An 18,370-nucleotide genomic window follows, 5' to 3' on the forward strand; every position below is an offset into this window, starting at 1 on the left:
GAGCCCGGGGCGAAAGGCCGGCGGGGAAAAGGAGAGCCATGACACAGATCATCCGAAATGCCAGTGTACTGAACGAAAACGGGAAGCTTGAGCGGAAGACCGTCGTGATCGAAGAGGGAGTGATCCGGCAGGTGCTGGATCCGGCTGCAGGACCGCAGGAAGGCGGTATGGACGCCGCGGGACGGCTGCTGATTCCCGGATTGATCGACATGCACGTGCATCTGCGCGAGCCGGGGTTCGAGCATAAGGAGACCATCGAGACGGGAGCCCGTTCGGCAGCACAAGGCGGCTTCACTACGATCGCCTGCATGCCGAACACGAAGCCGGTAACGGACAGCCCGGAAATCGTGGAGCTGGTCAAGGAGAAAGCCCGCGCCGCGGGATTGGTGAAGGTGCTGCCGTATGCGGCGATCACCAAAAACGAGCTGGGCCAGGAGCTGACCGATTTTGCAGCGCTGAAATCGGCAGGAGCAATCGGCTTCACCGACGACGGCGTAGGCGTGCAGAGCGCACAGATGATGAAGGACGCCATGGCGCGCGCCGCCGCGCTGGATATGCCGGTAATCGCCCACTGCGAGGACAACTCGCTGGTGGAGGGAGCGCCGGTGGCGGAGGGTTCTTTTGCCGTAAAACATGGCCTAAAAGGCATTCCGAACGAGTCCGAAGCGATTCATGTCGGCCGGGATATTCTGCTCGCCGAAGCGACAGGCGTTCATTACCATGTATGCCATGTCAGCACCGAGCAGTCGGTACGGCTGATCCGTCAAGGCAAGGCGCTTGGCATCAAGGTAACCGCGGAGGTCTGCCCGCACCACCTGCTGCTCTCGGAAGAAGATATCCCTGGACTCGACGCCAACTGGAAAATGAACCCGCCGCTGCGCTCGCGCCGCGACGTGGAAGCCTGCATTGAAGGGCTGCTCGACGGCACGCTCGATATGATCGTAACGGACCATGCGCCGCACAGTGAAGAGGAAAAAGCGAAGGGCATGCAGCTTGCACCGTTTGGCATCGTCGGCTTCGAGACGGCGTTCCCGCTGCTCTACACGAAGTTCGTGGCCGCGGGCAAATGGGACCTGGCTCTGCTGGTGCAGCGGATGACGGCCGATCCGGCCCGGGTATTCCGGCTGAACAGCGGCAGACTTGAAGCCGGCGCGCCGGCGGATCTTACGCTGATCGACCTGGAGCGGGAGAAGGCGGTCGATCCGGAGACTTTTGCAAGCAAGGGACGCAACACGCCGTTTACCGGCTGGAAGCTGAAAGGCTGGCCGGTCGCCACCTGGGTGGACGGCCGCCAAGTATGGCAGGACAAAGACGTTTTGACGGAGGAAGTCCGCTAGTTTCACACAAGCATTTTACAACGGACTGGGCACTCCGGCAGGGCTGCTGAATACATTGGGATACTATAGAAACCAGAAGGAGTGGGGACGAATGCAGGCAAGATTGCTGCTGCAGGACGGTACGCTGTTTACAGGTACCGCATTCGGCGCGGAAGCCGAGATGACGGGAGAGGTCGTATTCAACACAGGGATTACGGGATATCAGGAGGTTTTGTCGGACCCTTCCTACTGCGGACAAATCGTGACGATGACTTACCCGCTGATCGGAAACTACGGCATTACACGGGACGACTTCGAATCGGTCCGGCCGTTCGTTCACGGCTTTGTTGTCCGCCGTCACGAGTCAGTGCCGAGCAACTGGCGGGCTGAATACAGCGTCGACGACCTGCTGAAGGAATACGGTATTCCGGGAATCAGCGACATCGACACCCGGATGCTCACCCGGATCATCCGTCACCACGGGACGATGAAGGCGATTTTGACCACCTCGAACAAACGTGTTGAAGAGCTGATGGAAATGATGGGCGATACGACCATCGCCGAGCTGCGCAATCAGGTGGCGCGGACATCGACCAGCAGCATCTATTCCAGCCCGGGGACAAAAGAGCGGATCGTGCTGATCGACTACGGTGCGAAGACAGGGATTTTGCGCGAGCTGAACAACCGGGGCTGCGACGTGGTTGTGGTGCCGCATGATGTGACGGCTGACGAAATCCGCCGCTTGAATCCGGACGGCATTCAGCTGTCGAACGGACCCGGGGACCCTAAAGACGTTCCTTACGCGGTTAGCACCATCGCCGAACTGCTTGGCGAGTATCCGATTTTTGGCATCTGCCTTGGACACCAGCTGTTTGCGCTGGCCTGCGGCGCAGACACGGAAAAACTGAAATTCGGCCATCGCGGCGGGAACCATCCCGTCAAGGAACTGGAGAGCGGCCGCTGCTACATTACTTCCCAGAACCACGGCTATACAGTTACTGAATCCTCCATTGCCGGAACGGAGCTGGAGGTTACCCATATCAACAACAACGACAAGACGGTGGAAGGTCTGAAGCATAAGCGTTATCCCGCTTTCTCGGTTCAATATCACCCGGAAGCGGCGCCGGGACCGCATGACAGCAGCTACTTGTTCGACCGCTTTCTGCAGATGATCGCGGAGCACAAAGCACAGCTGCCGGCGATGTCCCGTCAGGCGCAGCTGGCCATGAACGCCAGAATCGCCGCGCCGCCGCAGTCCCCGCAGCAGCAGTTTGCAGCCGTGAAAGGAGCTCTCTAAATCATGCCTAAGAACGAACAGATGAAAAAAATCCTCGTAATCGGCTCCGGTCCGATCGTTATCGGTCAAGCGGCCGAGTTCGATTACGCGGGAACCCAGGCCTGCCAGGCGCTGAAGGAAGAAGGCGTCGAGGTCGTTCTGATCAACAGCAATCCCGCCACCATCATGACGGACACCAATATGGCGGATAAAGTATATATCGAACCGATTACACTGGAATTCGTGACCGGCATCATCCGGCAGGAGCGCCCCGACGGCCTGCTGCCGACGCTGGGCGGCCAGACCGGGCTGAACATGGCTGTGGAGCTAGCGCGGGCCGGCGTGCTGGAGCAAGAGAACGTGAAGCTGCTGGGTACGCAGCTGCATTCCATCGAGAAAGCCGAGGACCGCGACCTGTTCCGCGAGCTGATGCGTGAACTGGAGCAGCCGGTGCCGGAAAGCACCATCATCACCACCGTTCAAGAAGCGGTCACGTTTGCGAATGAAATCGGCTACCCGGTGATCGTGCGTCCGGCCTACACGCTGGGCGGAACGGGCGGCGGCATCTGCGGCAGCGAAGCCGAGCTGGTGGAGACGGTGAAAGCCGGTATCCGCTACAGCCCGATCGGGCAGTGTCTGGTCGAAAAAAGCATCGCGGGCATGAAGGAAGTTGAATACGAAGTCATGCGCGACGCCAACGATAACTGTATCGTTGTCTGCAACATGGAGAACTTCGATCCGGTAGGCGTACATACCGGCGACAGTATCGTTGTAGCGCCAAGCCAGACGTTATCGGACCGGGAATACCAAATGCTTCGTTCCGCGTCCCTGAAAATTATCCGCGCGCTGAACATCGAAGGCGGCTGCAACGTGCAGTTTGCGCTTGATCCGCAGAGCTACCAGTACTACGTCATTGAAGTGAATCCGCGGGTCAGCCGCTCCTCGGCGCTTGCGTCGAAAGCGACCGGCTATCCGATCGCCAAAATGGCGGCTAAAATTGCGCTTGGCTACACGCTCGACGAACTCGTCAACCCGGTAACAGGCCAGACCTACGCCTGCTTCGAGCCGACGCTGGATTACATCGTCAGCAAAATCCCGCGCTGGCCGTTCGACAAGTTCACGTCCGCGAACCGGAAGCTCGGCACGCAGATGAAAGCGACCGGCGAAGTGATGGCGATCGGCCGGACCTTCGAGGAGTCGATCCACAAGGCGGTCCGCTCGCTGGAGATCGGCGTCCACCGCTTCAAGCTGCCGGGTGCGGAGCAGCTGTCAGACAGCGTGCTGAAAGAGCGGCTGGAAAAAGCCGACGACGAGCGCCTGTTCCTGATTGCGGAAGCGTTCCGCCGCGGATACGCGCTGCAGGAGGTACAGGATATCACGAGCATCGACTGGTGGTTCCTCGATAAAATCGAAGGGCTGGTCGGCTTCGAGGACCGCGTCCGCGAAGAAGCGGAGCTGACGCCGGAGACGCTGTACCAGGCGAAGCGGCTTGGCTTCACCGACCGGGCCATCGCCGAGCTGCGCGCCGAGGGACAGCCGGGCCGCAGCCATACGAAGGAAAACGATGTCCGCGAATGGCGCCTGTCGCAGGGCCTTCGTCCGGTCTTTAAAATGGTCGATACCTGCGCGGCCGAGTTTGAAGCGACAACGCCATACTACTACTCGACCTATGAGACGGAAAACGAAGTGATTCCGTCCGACAAGCCGAAGGTGGTTGTGCTGGGCTCCGGACCGATCCGGATCGGGCAGGGAATCGAATTCGACTACTCCACCGTACATGCGGTATGGGCAATCCAAAAAGCCGGTTATGAAGCGGTTATCATCAACAATAATCCGGAGACAGTCTCCACGGACTTTAATACCTCCGACCGGCTGTACTTTGAGCCGCTGTTCTTCGAAGACGTCATGAATGTCATTGAACAGGAGCAGCCGGTAGGCGTCATCGTCCAGTTCGGCGGTCAAACCGCCATCAACCTGGCCGCTCCGCTCAGCAAAGCGGGCGTCAAAATTCTGGGCACCAGCCTGGACAGCATTGACGAAGCGGAAGACCGCAAAAAATTCGAGCGCCTGCTCTCCCGTCTGGAAATCGCGCAGCCAAAAGGCAGCACGGTCACTTCCGTGGATGAAGCGGTTGGAACGGCGCAGTCGCTGGGCTATCCGGTGCTCGTCCGTCCTTCCTACGTCCTGGGCGGCCGCGCGATGGAGATTGTCTACTCCGACGCCGAGCTGCTGAACTACATGGAGCAGGCGGTCAAAATCAATCCGGAGCATCCGGTCCTGATCGACCGCTACATGCTGGGCAAGGAAGTGGAAGTCGACGCGATTTGCGACGGCGACACGGTTGTGATCCCGGGCATCATGGAGCATGTGGAACGCGCGGGCGTACACTCCGGCGACTCGATCGCCGTCTACCCGCCGCAGCATGTAAGTGAAGAGCTAAAAGCGAAAATCTGCGACATCACGATCAAAATCGCCAAAGAGCTGAAGACGGTTGGTCTGGTTAACATCCAATTCGTCATCTACCATAATGAAGTGTATGTAATCGAAGTGAATCCGCGTTCTTCACGGACTGTACCGTTCCTGAGCAAAGTAACGGGCATCCCGATGGCGCATCTGGCGACCAAGGTTATTCTTGGCGGCAAGCTGGCCGAGGAAGGGTACACCGAAGGACTTTGGCCGGAAAGCGAATATGTCTCCGTCAAAGTGCCGGTCTTCTCCTTTGCGAAGCTGCGCCGGGTGGAGCCGACGCTTGGACCGGAAATGAAATCGACCGGGGAAGTTATGGGCCGCGACGCTCTGTACGCCAAAGCCTTGTACAAGGGACTGATCGGCGCAGGCATGAAAATACCGGCTTCCGGCGCGATTATCGTGACGGTAGCGGATAAAGACAAGGCGGAAGCGGTGGAGCTGATGAAGGGTTTCCACAAGCTCGGCTACAAAATTATCGCTACCGGCGGCACCGCCGCGGCGCTTGAAGACGCGGGCCTGAACGTAATGAACGTCAAGAAGCTTGGCGAAGGCGAGCCAAACATTCTGGATATGATCCGCAGCGGCCAGGCGAACTTCGTCTTCAATACACTGACAAAGGGCAAAACGCCGGAGCGCGACGGGTTCCGCATCCGCCGTGAGGCGGTGGAGAACGGCGTCGTCTGCATGACCTCGCTTGATACGGTCACTGCGCTCTTGCGGATGCTGGAGACGATCAATTTCTCCTCCCGCTCCATGCCGGTTATCGCCGGACAATAAGGACGGTCCGGCTCAGCCGTAACCCTTTAGCAGATTTTGAATAACCGCAGCGAACGAAACGGTCTCGCCAGGAGCGCAGACCGTTTTCGCTGCGCGGAAGCAAGCCGGAACCGCACAGAGACAGGGACAGAATAAGGAGATAAAACAATGAATGAAAGCCTGAGAAACGCCGGAGGATCCAGCGGTCAAACAGCAAACGGCCAACATGCAGCGGGACCGGACGCCATGGCGCAGCGGCTGATGGTTGCGCTGGATTATCCGAACGCAGAAAAAGCCGCCAGCCTGGTGAAACAGCTGGAGGGTATCCCCTGCTGGATGAAAGTGGGCATGCAGCTGTTTTACGCCGCAGGGGCCGATTTTGTCCGGGAACTGAAAGCGCGCGGATACTCGGTGTTCCTTGATTTAAAAATGCACGATATCCCGAATACGGTTAAAGGCGGAGCGGGCAGTCTGGCACGGCTGGGCGTCGATATGTTCAACGTCCACGCGGCCGGCGGGCAGCGCATGATGGAAGCGGCACGCGAAGGGGCGCAGGAAGCCGCAGCCGCGGCGGGTCTTCCGCTGCCGTCGATTATTGCCGTAACCCAGCTGACCAGCACAAGCCAGGAGGTCATGAACGGCGAGATCGGCATTCCGGGCAGCGTCCCGGATACCGTGGTGCGTTATGCCCGGCTGGCGCAGTCGGCCGGTTTGCACGGCGTAGTTGCTTCGCCGCAGGAAGCGGCGCTGATCTCCGAAGCCTGCGGTCCCGGTTTCAAGACCGTTACTCCGGGCATCCGCCCGGCGGGTGGCGACGCGGGGGATCAGGTGCGGGTGATGACGCCTGCGCAGGCCATCCGGCAGGGCAGCCATTATCTGGTGATCGGCCGGCCGATTACAGCGGCATCCGATCCGCGAGCCGCAGCGGAAACCATTATTGAGGAGATGAATCAGGCATGAGTCCACTTTTAAACCGAAAAGAACAGGTAGCCGCCTATTTGCTGCAGATCGGAGCCGTTGCCCTGCGTCCGCAGGAGCCGTTCACCTGGACGTCGGGGATTAAGTCCCCGATTTACTGCGACAACCGGCTGACGATGGCGTATCCTGAGATCCGGGGATATATCGCTGACGCGTTTGCGGAGCTGATCGCCCAGGAATATCCCGATACCGAAGTGGTGGCGGGAACGGCGACCGCGGGAATTCCGCATGCCGCCTGGGTGGCGGACAAGCTGCAGCTGCCGATGGCCTACATCCGCGACAAAGCGAAGGGCCACGGCAAACAGAACCAGATCGAAGGCCTGATTGCGCCCGGTCAAAAAGTGATTGTCATCGAGGACCTGATCTCCACCGGCGGCAGCTCGCTGAAAGCGGCGCAGGCGGTGCGGGAAGCGGGCGGCGAGCCGCTGGGCGTGCTGGCGATTTTCAGCTATGAGCTGGACCGGGCCGTCCAGGCGTTTACCGAAGCCGGCATTCCGCTGCAGAGCTTGTCCAACTACAGCGCGCTGATCGACGTGGCTTTGTCCCAAGGGAAAATCGCCGAATCCGACGTGAAGCTGCTGCAATCCTGGCGGGAAGATCCGTCGTCTTTCGGTAAATAAGCGTCAGCCCGTACCTCTCCTTCGGCTTAAGGCTTGTGCAAGTTTATTGCGGATGCTGTGAAAGGAGGAGGGAAGACGCTGTCTCCAACAATATAGGCTTTACCCCAAGCTTCGCGCCGTTAGGCTGCGGAGCTTTTTTGTGTTTTGCCCAGAAGGGGCATCATCATTTAGATTGCAGAAATAAAAAGGATGATTAAAGAAGCTTAGGCAGCAGCGGCGATGTTTAAATGTAATGATGGAAATAATCAAATGTAAACTAAAGTCGATGAGTATGCACTGATAATTTTGTGCAAAAGTAAAATTATAAATTGACAAATGCATTGTTGTGGATTATTTTGTTAGTGAGGAAGGAGCGTGTGAATCATAAAAAAATTATATTTATCGGATGAGTTAAACAGCAGAGAGCAGTCAGAGGGCATTTTTTCTAAAAATAAATACAGGCCTCAACTACATTATTCGCCTAAAAAAAATTGGATGAATGATCCGAATGGCATGGTTTACTATGAAGGGGAATATCACCTGTTCTACCAATTTACACCTCACGATACCCGGCCCGACTTTGCCAACATGCATTGGGGGCATGCGGTAAGCAAGGATTTGGTGCATTGGGAGGAACTTCCGCCAGCGATTTATCCCGGGGAGGATGGAGCAATCTTTTCGGGAAGTGCAGTGGTGGACATCAACAATACAAGCGGTTTTTTCGACAAGGACGGATCAGGGCTGGTTGCGATTTATACCAACGACGGAAATTGTGCTCAACCCGGAAAGCCGCAGGTGCAAAGCATTGCCTATAGCAGGGACAAAGGCCGAACCTGGACAAAGTATGAAGGCAACCCGGTTTTATTCCCGAAGAAAACACTGGATTTTCGAGATCCAAAAGTATTTTGGCATAATGAATCGTCCGTTTGGGTAATGGTTCTTGCTGTAAAAGACCGTGTCGAATTTTATACGTCACCCAATCTTAAGGAATGGTCATTTGCAAGCGAATTCGGTTCCGGGATTCCAGGTATTCATCAAGGGGTATTTGAGTGTCCTGACGTATTTCAAATTCAAGCAGATGAGCATCCTGAGATCACAAAGTGGATTCTGATGCTTAGCGTCGGGGACCGAAACGGTGTGAATCTTAAAGATCCAGAGCCGCCGGCTGGCGGTTCAGGCATGATGTATTTTATAGGGGACTTTGACGGCAAAGCTTTTACATTAGATGAAGAGCTGCAATCTGTAGATGATATCAGATGGGTAGATTACGGCTCTGACTTTTATGCAGCGGTGACCTGGTATGGCCTTCCGGAGGAGGACGGGCGAAAGATTTGGGTCGGCTGGATGAACAATTGGCGTTATGCTTCTACTATTCCTTCCAAGGAATGGCGCGGCCATATGTCGATCCCCCGTGAGATCCGGCTTAGGACGTATCCGGAAGGACTTCGTTTAATTCAAACACCCATAAGAGAGCTAAGCCAACTCAGAAGACCGGTTTTGTCCCTGCAGGACTTGACGATTAAGCCAGGCAGCAACGTATTATCTGATATTGATCTTGCAAAAGCAGAAATTATTGCTGAATTTGAACTCGGTACTGCTGTTGAGTTTGGGTTCAAGGTGCGAAAGTCTTCCGGTCAGGAGACAGTTATCGGTTACCATGTCTTGAATGAGGAGTTAGTTGTGGATCGGACGAAGTCGAACGCGATTGAGTTCCATCCCGATTTTGCTGCAAAACACAAGGCGCCAATGAACCCGGAGCATCAACGGATACAGCTCAGCATTTACGTGGACTGGTCTAGTGTTGAGGTCTTCGGCAATAAAGGAAAAACAATCATCTCAGATATGATTTTCCCTGATTTGGACAGTAGAGGGATGGAACTGTATGCCCTTGGCGGAGAACTAAAGGTTGTCTCACTTCAAATTAATGATCTAGTCAGCATATGGGAAAATGAAACGGTTTAGTCATAGACAAATCAATGATGAAAGAGCCTTTATAAGAAGGGCTCTTTTTTTTGTTCTGAAACCTTAGCTTAAATCTGACTTCTCCAATGCTCATTTGCTAACTCAACTTTCGCAGCTAGAAAATGGCTTAGACCCTGGAGTGAGCAATTTCCAAACTCTGGAGGCCTTTTGAAGCAGCTCAACATTGTCCTCCCCTATGACTTTCTTCCGGACTCAGGGGACCTTATTTGCTGATGATTCCGTATTTTGGCAAAGAGACGGACTCATATTCACTTATTTACGTGGAGGATCCATCGTTTGGATGTTTTCGATACGAATAACGGATCTGGAGTCCGCAAGGCAACCCAAAAGCCCAAGAATTTCAGAAATAACGTCCTCTGGGTCCGGAAAGACCTTCGTAGCGTGTTCGGTGGTAATCCGCTGCGGGTCTGTGACAGGAGAGGGTTCGTTCCAGTTCGTTCAACGACAACAGCGGCAGTCGAAGACATGGTTTATCAAGTCTTGGTCCGCCGCTGCTTTTATTAACTCAACATTCGCAGCTTGAGACCGGCAGCGCAGTCTGAGCTCGGCAGTGCAGCCTGAGACCGGCAGCGCAGTCTGAGCTCGGCAGCGCAGCCTGAGAGCGGCAGCGCAACATGAAATCAGCAGTGCAACATGAAATCAGCAGCGCAACCTGAGCTCGGCAGTGTAAACTGAGCTCGGCAGTGTAAACTGAGCTCGGCAGCGCAGCCTGAAAGCGGCAGATACGGTTTGAGATCACTGGGCAAACCGGAGATCCAGTGCTGGAGTTGACTTTGAATCAGGGTGGGGCATTTGCTTCCCAACCTGAGTCGCGCAATATCGTTCAGCCGATCTATGAGTTGCGCCAAGGCAACTACCCAGTCTAGGGTGCTAACTTCATCGCACCGTAAATCCCGCCGAGCGTGCATTCGCCGCGGGCGAAGCGGTGTTTTTCTATTTTTTCAAGACGATTATTTTATTGCGGTTAACTCCACGCCAGGACTGGAGCTAAGCTGATTTTCGCTCTGCGAAAGTTGAGTTGCTTGTTTAGCAGATGTATCAAAAAAGATAACGTTTATGCATTGGAGTGAGAGGACGGGGGGGCCGCCGACTCTTAATGCTCTTTTATACTGTTATATATGTGTAAAGTCTAATTTTCAAACACAAGCCTGCTTACTAAAAGGAATGTGAAATTAAAATTATACTCGTCAGTAACATACAAATATAAAATCATTGACAAAATAATAATATAGGAGGATTATTGGACTACATCATACAATAAAGTATAAAAGGTGGCCTTGCTATGAACATGATCGAGATGGCCGGCGTAACCAAAAGCTACGGGAAAACAAGAGGAGTAACTGCTCTGCAGCTGGAGGTGAACCAGGGAGAGATCTTTGGTTTTATTGGACCCAATGGAGCAGGAAAGTCTACAACGATTCGCATGATTATGCAGCTGCTGTCGCCCGATGAAGGGGGAATCCGTGTGCTTGGGGTTCCGCTGGACCGTGAACGGCCGGAGCTAAGGCGGAGAATCGGTTATTTGCCTTCGGAGCTGGCAGTGTATCCCGGAATGAGTGGCAGAGACATGCTGGAATTTGCGGCTGCGGCCCACGGGATGAAATTGAGCAGGGAAGAAGTGAACGGCTATGCGGAGCGGCTTGGCTGGGACCCGGACCGGAAGATCAAGTTGTATTCGCTTGGCAACCGTAAGAAGCTGGGTATTATTTTGAGCCTGCTGCACAATCCCGATCTGCTGGTGCTGGATGAACCGACTTCGGGGCTTGATCCGCTGATTCAAAACGAATTTTTCCACATGCTGAAGGAGCGGAACGAGCAGCGGGGGATGACGGTTTTTTTCTCAACCCATGTCCTGTCCGAAGTGGAAAAAGTGTGCGGCCGGGTAGCCTTCATCAAGGAAGGCCGCCTGAACCGGGTGTCAAAAATCGACGAGCTGTCCTCCGGAGGCGATCATCTCGTCACGGTGAGATTCCAGCGGGAGGGTGACTGCACCGAGGCTTACGGCCTCGCTGCTTTGGATCCTCAGGTCACGTTCGACGGGATGCAGCATCACCTAAGGACTGGCGACCGTCTGCCAGCTGTCCTGGAGCGGCTAGCCGGACTTCCCGTACGCGATCTGACGATCCGGCGTCCTACCATTGAAGAGCTGTTTATGGATGATTACCGCAAGGACGGAGGAGAACAGAAATGAAAGCCAATTTGATCAGGCAGGAATGGCGCCAGAACGCCAAGGGATTTTGGATCGGGCTCACGTCGCTGGCGGTGTTGATTGGGCTTCTTCTTGGGAAAGCGGACGCTTTTGTCGGGAACCCGGAAATCGTCAAGCTGATTGAGAGTCTACCGCCTCTGATGACCGAAGCCTTTGGCCTTACCGCCAACAGCTTCGCCACCTATGAAGGATACGCGGCCAGCCAGGTTTTTCCGTATTATACGCTGCTGCTTTCGTGTTTTGCCGCCGCCTGGGCGTCGGGAACCATTGTCAAAGAAAAGGAACGCGGAAGCGGGGAGCTGCTGTTTTCACTGCCGTACCGCAGAAGCGACATTTTTTTGTCCAAGGCGGCTGCCCATTTGGTAATGACTACACTGCTGTTTCTTGTGTGCAGCGCCATTGTGATTGTGCTGGGATTAACAACAATGGGCCTGGAGAGCCCGGTGCGGACAGGGCTGATGCTGCTGGCCGGCTATCTGCTCAGCCTTGCGTTCAGCGGTATCGGTTACGCTCTTACGGCCTGGTTTGGTTCCGAAAGAGCGGCCTGGTCTACCTCGCTTGGCGTTGTGCTTGCCGCATTTATTTTAAATATGGTCACCGGCGGGGAGTGGGTGAACCGGCTGGCGGATTTGTCGCCGTTCAGGCTGTTTGATGCAGCCGATATCGTGCAGGGAGGCGGCTTGACAGCGCTCAGCCTCGTCGTTACATTAGGTCTATATCTCGCCGGCATTGCGTGCGGTGTAGCGACGTTAAAGAGAAGGGATTTCATGTAACCGATGCGAAACAAAAAGCAGGCGATTATCGAAACGGGAACCCAGCTGTTTTTGAATCAGGGAATTGTAAATACGAGTATGGAGCAAATCGCGGAGCAGGTTCCCGTTGCTAAAATGACGATATATAACTATTTTCAGAGTAAAGAAGGACTGCTCGAGGCGGTAGTCAATTCGTTGATCGAAGAGACCTTCCGGATCTTTCGGGAAGTCATGGACAATGCCCGGGATCCGCTGGATGCGCTGGAGCGGTTCAGTCATGCAAAAAGTGCGTTCGAGCTGGAAATTTCCGATGCGTTTATGCAGGATTTGATGCTGTTTTTTCCCGGCCTGCTGGAGAAGTTTGTTAGTCTGACGCGGACGGAAATTATGCCGGAGTTTGAACAAATGATATTTAAGGGACAGCAGATGGGACAGATCCGCAAAGACGTTTCTCCTCATCTGCTCATGGCGTTTCTGAATTTTATGAAGCAGTTCGTTTCCCGTCCGGATTTATATCAAGGCCTGGGCAGCATGAACGCAGTGACCGAGCAGCTGACGACGATTCTGTATTACGGCATTGTCGCCCCTTCTGCCAAGCCTGGTTCGATCCCATCGGAGGGAGATCCGGAAGAACCGAATGCCTCCCGGTAAACAAATTGTCTGCTGAAGTTTAACAGGCTGTAACCTGCCATCCCGTAAAAACGTCTATAATGCTAGAGAAGAAGAAACCTTTGCCATTATGTCTTTTTTCCGGGAGGATTATGATCATATGACTACTTATGCCAAAATACGGCGGACGCTCGGGCGGTGTTTCGGCGCTGTTCTGTGTATTTCGCTGCTGCTGCCGCTTCATGCCGAACAGCTGAGCACAGCCTGGGCGGAGAACGCTCCGGCCGCCAAGGGACCGCAGGTGCTGCGGATCGGCACGCTGTACAGCGGGGAAGACGATACGTATTTCCGCCAGCAGTTTACCGACCTGTACGAGCTTCAGCATCCGGATGTGAAGCTGGAGATTGTTCCGGCGGTCGACCAGAACGAGCTTCGCTATCAATCCGCTGATGCGGCTGCCGCATCCGATCCGCTTGAGGGGATGCGGAAATTGATTGAAGGAGACCGCCCGGTCGACGTAATTGTCGGCGATGCGTCGCTGCTGGGCTATTTGACAGAGCAGCAGCTCGTCCGGCCGCTCCAGCCGCTGATTGACCGGGATGGATACGATTTGAGCGACATGGCTCCTTCTATGCTGGAAGGTGTGAAGGAATTGGGGAAGGGCAGTCTCTACGCGCTTGCACCAACGTTTTCCTCCTCCGCGTTGTACTACAACCAAAGCCTGTTTGACGATGCCGGAGTGGAGTACCCGCGCAGCGGCATGACCTGGGATGAAGTGCTTGCCTTGGCGGCACAAGTATCGAAACCCGCCAAAGACGAAAGCAAACGGATCTACGGTTTATCGGTGAGCCGCTATGCCAACGACCCGTATTGGGATATGTCGTCCTGGATGATGCCGCTCCAGCTTGCCATGTATGATTCAGAAGCTTCGGCTATGACCGTTAATAACGACAGCTGGAAAAAGGTGTGGACCACGTATTCGAAGCTGGTTCGGGACGGCGTCGTTCCCCAAACCTCGACGTCCATTACCCCCCAGGCAGCCGCTTCGGGTCCGATTGCAGGAGACCTGTTCCTGCAGGGCCGGGCGGCCATGGTTACGGCGGAATCCTATTATATTAATGAGCTGGTTGAGGCAAACCGCCACGCCAGTAATATTAAAGGTTATAAGCCATTCGAGTGGGATGTTGTCACGATGCCGTCTTTCCCCGAGCAGCCGGGTGTTGGACAGGGCACGTGGATTGGTAATTTGATGTCGGTCAGCGCAAACGCCAGCAATCCGGAAGGCGCTTGGGACCTGATCAAATTCGTCAACAGCCGCGAGGTGGCCCGGATTAAAGCGCATAACCGGTATGAGCTGACTTCCCGTACCTCCTCGATTTCTTCCGCGGAGCCGGGGCTGTCGATGGAGCCGTTTTATACGATGAAGCCGGTGCCGCCGGCCGATCCCGAGCTGAACCGGCTGCTTCTCACCATGCCGGGAATCGGGCAAATTTCCGATGCGGGCCGGCTGCTGTTCAATGAGGTCTGCGCAGGCCGCATGACTGTTGAGGAAGCGCTGGCGGCGTGGGAGAAGCAGGGCAACCACATGCTGCTCGAGATGAAGACCGACCCAGACAAGGTCTTCGATCTGAACGATCCGAAAGCCATGAAGGAGCCGATCCGGTCTTAGGACGTATGGGTGTCACGCGATTGTTGGGATAGATGGAGAGTAGAGCCGCCGTTTTGGCGGCTTTTTTTTAAGGGTGCTGGTACAATGGTTGTCATAGTAGAAACAACGGCATGAAGATGAGTGAATTGGACTTACGAGAGAGAAGGGGAGAGATGAGCATGTCACAACTTAAAGTTGATTTTGCCACGGAGACGGATTACGGATATCTCAAAGGCCGGGACCGTCATCTACCGGAGCAGTTGATCCTGCCTAAAATTAAAGCAAAGGAAATCTACCTCCTTAGAAACGAGCAGGAAGCGGCGGTGGGCTGGATGAGGTACGGTTATTTTTGGGACAATACCCCTTTTATGAATTTGCTCTGGATTGATGAGCCTTATCGGGGCAAGGGGACTGGCAGGCAGGTGGTCCATTTATGGGAGGGGCATATGCAGCAAAAGGGCTTTAGCCGGGTAATGACCTCGACGCAGGCGAATGAAGAAGCCCAGCATTTTTATAGAAAGTTGGGGTACTGGGACGTAGGATGCCTGTTGCTCGAAAATGAGCCGCTGGAGATTATGATGACAAAATCGTTAGTGTAGACCGTTCAGCCGTCCGGATTCAAAATAGTCGCATATGGCTAAGTTGTAGTCAAAGGGCCGGTATTCGGCTAATTTGCGGGAAACTGGGTATGATAACTCTGGGCAGGACATAGGCTGTGGAAAGGAGAAGAATGCGGCATGCATTGGATTTATTTTGCCAAGCTGTTCCGGACGAAATTTCAGGCAAGCTGCCTGGCCCGGCGGCTGGAGCAGGACGGATGGATTTACGGCTATCAGGAGCCGCAGTTCGTGGAGATCTTTCGTTCGCGCAAAGGACGGTATGGTGTCCGGTTTCTTCCTTGACCGATGGGGAAATTAGGATTACCAGGGTTAAAAACGTTGACTTTAGGCAACGATATCATGTATATTATTTATTGTCGCTGTTTCATTTAGATGCTGACGCGGGGTGGAGCAGTCCGGTAGCTCGTCGGGCTCATAACCCGAAGGCCGCAGGTTCAAATCCTGCCCCCGCAACCAATTCTTCAAGCAGCAGTTATGCATACAATGGATATTCTTTATCCGGGCCCTTAGCTCAGTTGGTTAGAGCGGTCGGCTCATAACCGATTGGTCACAGGTTCGAGTCCTGTAGGGCCCACTTGACGAAAACCCTTGCGCAGCGAGGGTTTTTTGCTGTTTTAATATTATATTTTTATAAAAACTTGTTAAATTTCCGAACCCGAACGGGTCATATAATCAATCCAGCGATCCAGCTCTACCCTGCCAAAGTAATCTATACCATGAATGGTAATGGTTCGGATTCTTTTTTGCTCATCCCAGTTTTCATTTCCGCGTTGGTTTTCAATCTCAATATTATTTAATAAAATATAAAATTGACCCTCGTCCATACTCATATATTTTGCTGCTTCTTCTCGGTTCAATAATCCCTTTTGGTTCAAAGAATTGGACGCTGCCAATAAAGATTCCTTAGATTGTTTGATGCTCTCACCGATCCAAACCGCAGCAAAAACAATGGACCCTGCTAATAATAAATTAACAATAATCTTCAGCTTATTTTTCAAATTCCCGCCTCCCTCACAAGTTATAATACTGGATAAATTTTTAAATTCCAATTCCTGCTCTCAAAAAAAACACCCCTCAGAACCATCGCATAACCAAAGTTATGACGATCTTCGTTCTGAAGGGTGTTGACCTCTATTTCTTCAACAAAAGATACAAAAAGTACGGTCCGCCAATCAACGCGACCATAATCCCCGCCGGAATACCGGCAGGCTCGACCAGATGCCGGCCGGCCGTATCGGCGAACAAGAGCAGCCAGCCGCCCATCAGCACGGCGACAGGCACAAAATGCTGGTGCCGGCGTCCGACCATCGCCTTCGCGATATGAGGCGCCATCAGGCCGACAAACGCGATGCCTCCGGTGACGGCTACCGCTGCCGCAGCAAGCGCAACCGCCGCTGCGAGCAGCAGCAGCCGGTCCCGGTTAATCGACACGCCGGCGCCAATCGCAACCGATTCGTCCGTAGCCAGCAGATTCAGCGTATTCGATTTATACAGCGTATAGGGCAGCAAAATGACGAGCCAAGGCAGCAGGGACAGAATGAACGGCCAATCCGTACCCCAAATCGTTCCCGCCAGCCATTTGGAGATAAAATCGACTTTTTGCCGGTCGGCCGAAGAGATCAGCACAATCATCAGGCCGGACAGCGCCATGGCGAAGCCGATGCCGACGAGCAGGATTTTGACCGGTTGCAGCCCGGACTGTCTGGAGTAGGAGAACAAACAGATGAGCAGGGCGGTCAGCATCGCTCCGCCAAAAGCAACCAGCGGCAGCACGTAAGCAAAGGTTTCTGGATCAAACGGCACAAACAGAAAAAACGTGGAAATCGCCATCCCGGCGCCGGCGTTTATGCCGATAATTCCGGGGTCTGCCAGGTCATTGCGTGTCAGTCCCTGCAGAATCGCTCCGGACAGCGCCAACGCCATGCCGGCCAGCAGTGTCACCAGAATGCGGGGGAGACGGATGGAGAACAGGACAAGATTCTCCTTATTGGTTCCATTCCCGAACAAAGTCGAGACCAGCCGGCCCAAGGAAAGGGAGCTCGAACCGAGGCTGATGCCGACAATGATGGTCGCCAGCGTAAGCAGAACAATGGCCGTAAGGACAAGGGCAAGTTTGTTTTTTTGCCGGTTAGCAGCTGTCATGATAATGCCCTCACCCCTTTACGTACAACAAACAGGAAAAACGGAAGACCCAGCAGCGCGATAATCGCCACCACCGGCGTTTCATACGGCGCGCTCAGCGTTCTGCCAAGCGTATCGGCCATCAGCATAAAGATGGCGCCCCAAACCGCGGACATTGGAATGACAGAGCGGTAATCCGTGCCGAACATTGCTCTGACAATATGAGGAATCATCAGGCCGATAAAAGCCATATTCCCGATCAGCGCCACGGCCGAGCCGGCAAGCAGGACAATCAGGAGATACAGCAGCGCTTTTACATATTCCTTCCGAAGACCGAGGCCAACTGCCGCCTCCTCGTTCAGACTCAAAATCGTCAGCGATTTGGACATCAAGACAGCAATCAGCAGCGCCAAAATTACGACCGGGCTGATGGCTTGAACCTGCCCCCAAGTTGTGCCGACCAAACCACCCGACGTCCACATGGTCAGGTCTTTTGACGTTTTGGTAAACAGGCCGATACCGTCTGCCACGGCATACAAAAACGCGGATACCGCCGAACCGGCAAGTACAATCCGCAGGGGAGACAATCCGCCTTTTTTCATCGCTCCGAGTCCGATAACCAGCAGCATGCCCAGCGCGGCTCCGATAAAGCAGACCAGCATAATGCCAAAATAATTCATTGCCGGAAGAATCGCGACAGCAACGGCAAGCGCTGCCCGTGCACCGGCGGTAAGGCCCAGGAGCCCGGGATCCGCAAGCGGGTTGCGGGTCAAGCCCTGCATAATCGCCCCCGCGACGGACAAAGCCGCTCCCACGAGAACAGCAGCGACCTCCCTCGGGTAGCGAATCTCGCGCAGCATCAAGATTTTGTCGTTTGTGCCGCTGTTTGTAAGGACCAGCCACAGCTCGCTGAAGGTGACATCTTTGGCGCCAAGCAGCATGGCGAGGAGGAACATGGCCGCAAGCGCAGCCAGGCTAAACAGGATTTTGAGGGTTAACGGAATGCGCCGCCGACGTTCGTACATAATGCGACT

Annotated in this window: 15 protein-coding genes and 2 tRNA genes; 14 read left to right on the top strand and 3 right to left on the bottom strand. The window is 54.4% G+C overall.

Annotated elements, in window-relative coordinates; translation table 11 throughout:
• Positions 1-38 precede the first annotated feature (38 nt).
• The 14 genes from ACE6ED_RS09835 to ACE6ED_RS09900 all read left to right on the top strand — a co-directional run bounded on the left by ACE6ED_RS09835 (position 39) and on the right by ACE6ED_RS09900 (position 15,789).
• Entirely contained in the window at positions 39-1,337 is a 1,299-nt protein-coding gene (locus ACE6ED_RS09835) for a dihydroorotase (RefSeq protein ID WP_410826936.1), read from the top strand.
• Between the two features lie 91 nt (positions 1,338-1,428).
• Positions 1,429-2,613, top strand: a complete 1,185-nt coding sequence (locus ACE6ED_RS09840) for a carbamoyl phosphate synthase small subunit (RefSeq protein ID WP_410826937.1) — start codon at positions 1,429-1,431, stop codon at positions 2,611-2,613.
• 3 nt (positions 2,614-2,616) lie between these two features.
• Positions 2,617-5,838 carry a carbamoyl-phosphate synthase large subunit gene (gene carB, locus ACE6ED_RS09845; protein ID WP_410826938.1) on the top strand — a complete coding sequence of 1,074 codons (3,222 nt, stop codon included), beginning with the start codon at positions 2,617-2,619 and terminating at the stop codon, positions 5,836-5,838.
• A 225-nt stretch (positions 5,839-6,063) separates the two neighbouring features.
• Complete coding sequence (pyrF, locus tag ACE6ED_RS09850) at positions 6,064-6,777, top strand: orotidine-5'-phosphate decarboxylase (protein ID WP_410826995.1); 714 nt, start codon at positions 6,064-6,066, stop codon at positions 6,775-6,777.
• Entirely contained in the window at positions 6,774-7,415 is a 642-nt protein-coding gene (gene pyrE / locus ACE6ED_RS09855) for an orotate phosphoribosyltransferase (RefSeq protein ID WP_410826939.1), read from the top strand. The genes pyrF and pyrE overlap by 4 nt, the downstream gene beginning before the upstream one ends.
• A gap of 363 nt (positions 7,416-7,778) precedes the next feature.
• The gene (locus tag ACE6ED_RS09860) at positions 7,779-9,356 is read left to right on the top strand and encodes a glycoside hydrolase family 32 protein (RefSeq protein WP_410826996.1); all 1,578 of its coding nucleotides are present in this window, start codon (positions 7,779-7,781) and stop codon (positions 9,354-9,356) included.
• Positions 9,357-10,659: 1,303 nt separating this feature from the next.
• Positions 10,660-11,568, top strand: coding sequence for an ABC transporter ATP-binding protein (locus tag ACE6ED_RS09865; protein ID WP_410826940.1), 909 nt, complete (start codon positions 10,660-10,662; stop codon positions 11,566-11,568).
• Positions 11,565-12,359: an ABC transporter permease gene (locus tag ACE6ED_RS09870; RefSeq protein ID WP_410826941.1), complete on the top strand. Its 795-nt coding sequence runs from the start codon at positions 11,565-11,567 to the stop codon at positions 12,357-12,359. The genes ACE6ED_RS09865 and ACE6ED_RS09870 overlap by 4 nt, the downstream gene beginning before the upstream one ends.
• A 3-nt stretch (positions 12,360-12,362) precedes the next feature.
• Entirely contained in the window at positions 12,363-12,989 is a 627-nt protein-coding gene (locus tag ACE6ED_RS09875) for a TetR/AcrR family transcriptional regulator (protein ID WP_410826942.1), read from the top strand.
• 118 nt (positions 12,990-13,107) lie between these two features.
• The gene (locus tag ACE6ED_RS09880) at positions 13,108-14,616 is read left to right on the top strand and encodes an ABC transporter substrate-binding protein (protein WP_410826943.1); all 1,509 of its coding nucleotides are present in this window, start codon (positions 13,108-13,110) and stop codon (positions 14,614-14,616) included.
• A 158-nt stretch (positions 14,617-14,774) separates the two neighbouring features.
• On the top strand, positions 14,775-15,194 hold the full coding sequence (locus ACE6ED_RS09885; protein ID WP_410826944.1) for a GNAT family N-acetyltransferase: 420 nt from the start codon (positions 14,775-14,777) through the stop codon (positions 15,192-15,194).
• 138 nt (positions 15,195-15,332) lie between these two features.
• Positions 15,333-15,497: a hypothetical protein gene (locus ACE6ED_RS09890; protein ID WP_410826945.1), complete on the top strand. Its 165-nt coding sequence runs from the start codon at positions 15,333-15,335 to the stop codon at positions 15,495-15,497.
• Between the two features lie 97 nt (positions 15,498-15,594).
• A tRNA-Met gene (locus ACE6ED_RS09895) sits at positions 15,595-15,671 on the top strand.
• A gap of 44 nt (positions 15,672-15,715) precedes the next feature.
• Positions 15,716-15,789 (top strand) — tRNA-Ile (locus ACE6ED_RS09900).
• A 67-nt stretch (positions 15,790-15,856) separates the two neighbouring features.
• On the opposite strand, the gene ACE6ED_RS09905 is transcribed toward ACE6ED_RS09900, so the two are convergent.
• The 3 genes from ACE6ED_RS09905 to ACE6ED_RS09915 all read right to left on the bottom strand — a co-directional run bounded on the left by ACE6ED_RS09905 (position 15,857) and on the right by ACE6ED_RS09915 (position 18,361).
• Entirely contained in the window at positions 15,857-16,213 is a 357-nt protein-coding gene (locus ACE6ED_RS09905) for a hypothetical protein (protein WP_410826946.1), read from the bottom strand.
• Between the two features lie 133 nt (positions 16,214-16,346).
• Positions 16,347-17,357: a FecCD family ABC transporter permease gene (locus tag ACE6ED_RS09910; protein WP_410826947.1), complete on the bottom strand. Its 1,011-nt coding sequence runs from the start codon at positions 17,355-17,357 to the stop codon at positions 16,347-16,349.
• Positions 17,354-18,361 carry a FecCD family ABC transporter permease gene (locus ACE6ED_RS09915; protein ID WP_410826948.1) on the bottom strand — a complete coding sequence of 336 codons (1,008 nt, stop codon included), beginning with the start codon at positions 18,359-18,361 and terminating at the stop codon, positions 17,354-17,356. Before ACE6ED_RS09915 ends, ACE6ED_RS09910 begins: the two co-directional genes overlap by 4 nt.
• Positions 18,362-18,370: the final 9 nt, after the last annotated feature.

It is taken from the genome of Paenibacillus nanchangensis (genome assembly GCF_046543445.1).
In the GTDB taxonomy this organism is placed as follows: domain Bacteria; phylum Bacillota; class Bacilli; order Paenibacillales; family Paenibacillaceae; genus Paenibacillus_AQ; species Paenibacillus_AQ nanchangensis.

What these genes read in the sequence shown, in the direction of transcription:
- ACE6ED_RS09865 (WP_410826940.1), top strand. Translation starts at nt 10,660, where the DNA reads ATGAACATGATCGAGATGGCCGGCGTAACCAAAAGCTACGGGAAAACA.
- ACE6ED_RS09885 (WP_410826944.1), top strand. Translation starts at nt 14,775, where the DNA reads ATGTCACAACTTAAAGTTGATTTTGCCACGGAGACGGATTACGGATAT.
- ACE6ED_RS09835 (WP_410826936.1), top strand. Translation starts at nt 39, where the DNA reads ATGACACAGATCATCCGAAATGCCAGTGTACTGAACGAAAACGGGAAG.
- ACE6ED_RS09890 (WP_410826945.1), top strand. Translation starts at nt 15,333, where the DNA reads ATGCATTGGATTTATTTTGCCAAGCTGTTCCGGACGAAATTTCAGGCA.
- pyrE (WP_410826939.1), top strand. Translation starts at nt 6,774, where the DNA reads ATGAGTCCACTTTTAAACCGAAAAGAACAGGTAGCCGCCTATTTGCTG.
- ACE6ED_RS09840 (WP_410826937.1), top strand. Translation starts at nt 1,429, where the DNA reads ATGCAGGCAAGATTGCTGCTGCAGGACGGTACGCTGTTTACAGGTACC.
- ACE6ED_RS09870 (WP_410826941.1), top strand. Translation starts at nt 11,565, where the DNA reads ATGAAAGCCAATTTGATCAGGCAGGAATGGCGCCAGAACGCCAAGGGA.
- ACE6ED_RS09880 (WP_410826943.1), top strand. Translation starts at nt 13,108, where the DNA reads ATGACTACTTATGCCAAAATACGGCGGACGCTCGGGCGGTGTTTCGGC.
- ACE6ED_RS09910 (WP_410826947.1), bottom strand. Translation starts at nt 17,357, where the DNA reads ATGACAGCTGCTAACCGGCAAAAAAACAAACTTGCCCTTGTCCTTACG.
- carB (WP_410826938.1), top strand. Translation starts at nt 2,617, where the DNA reads ATGCCTAAGAACGAACAGATGAAAAAAATCCTCGTAATCGGCTCCGGT.
- ACE6ED_RS09875 (WP_410826942.1), top strand. Translation starts at nt 12,363, where the DNA reads ATGCGAAACAAAAAGCAGGCGATTATCGAAACGGGAACCCAGCTGTTT.
- ACE6ED_RS09915 (WP_410826948.1), bottom strand. Translation starts at nt 18,361, where the DNA reads ATGTACGAACGTCGGCGGCGCATTCCGTTAACCCTCAAAATCCTGTTT.
- pyrF (WP_410826995.1), top strand. Translation starts at nt 6,064, where the DNA reads ATGGCGCAGCGGCTGATGGTTGCGCTGGATTATCCGAACGCAGAAAAA.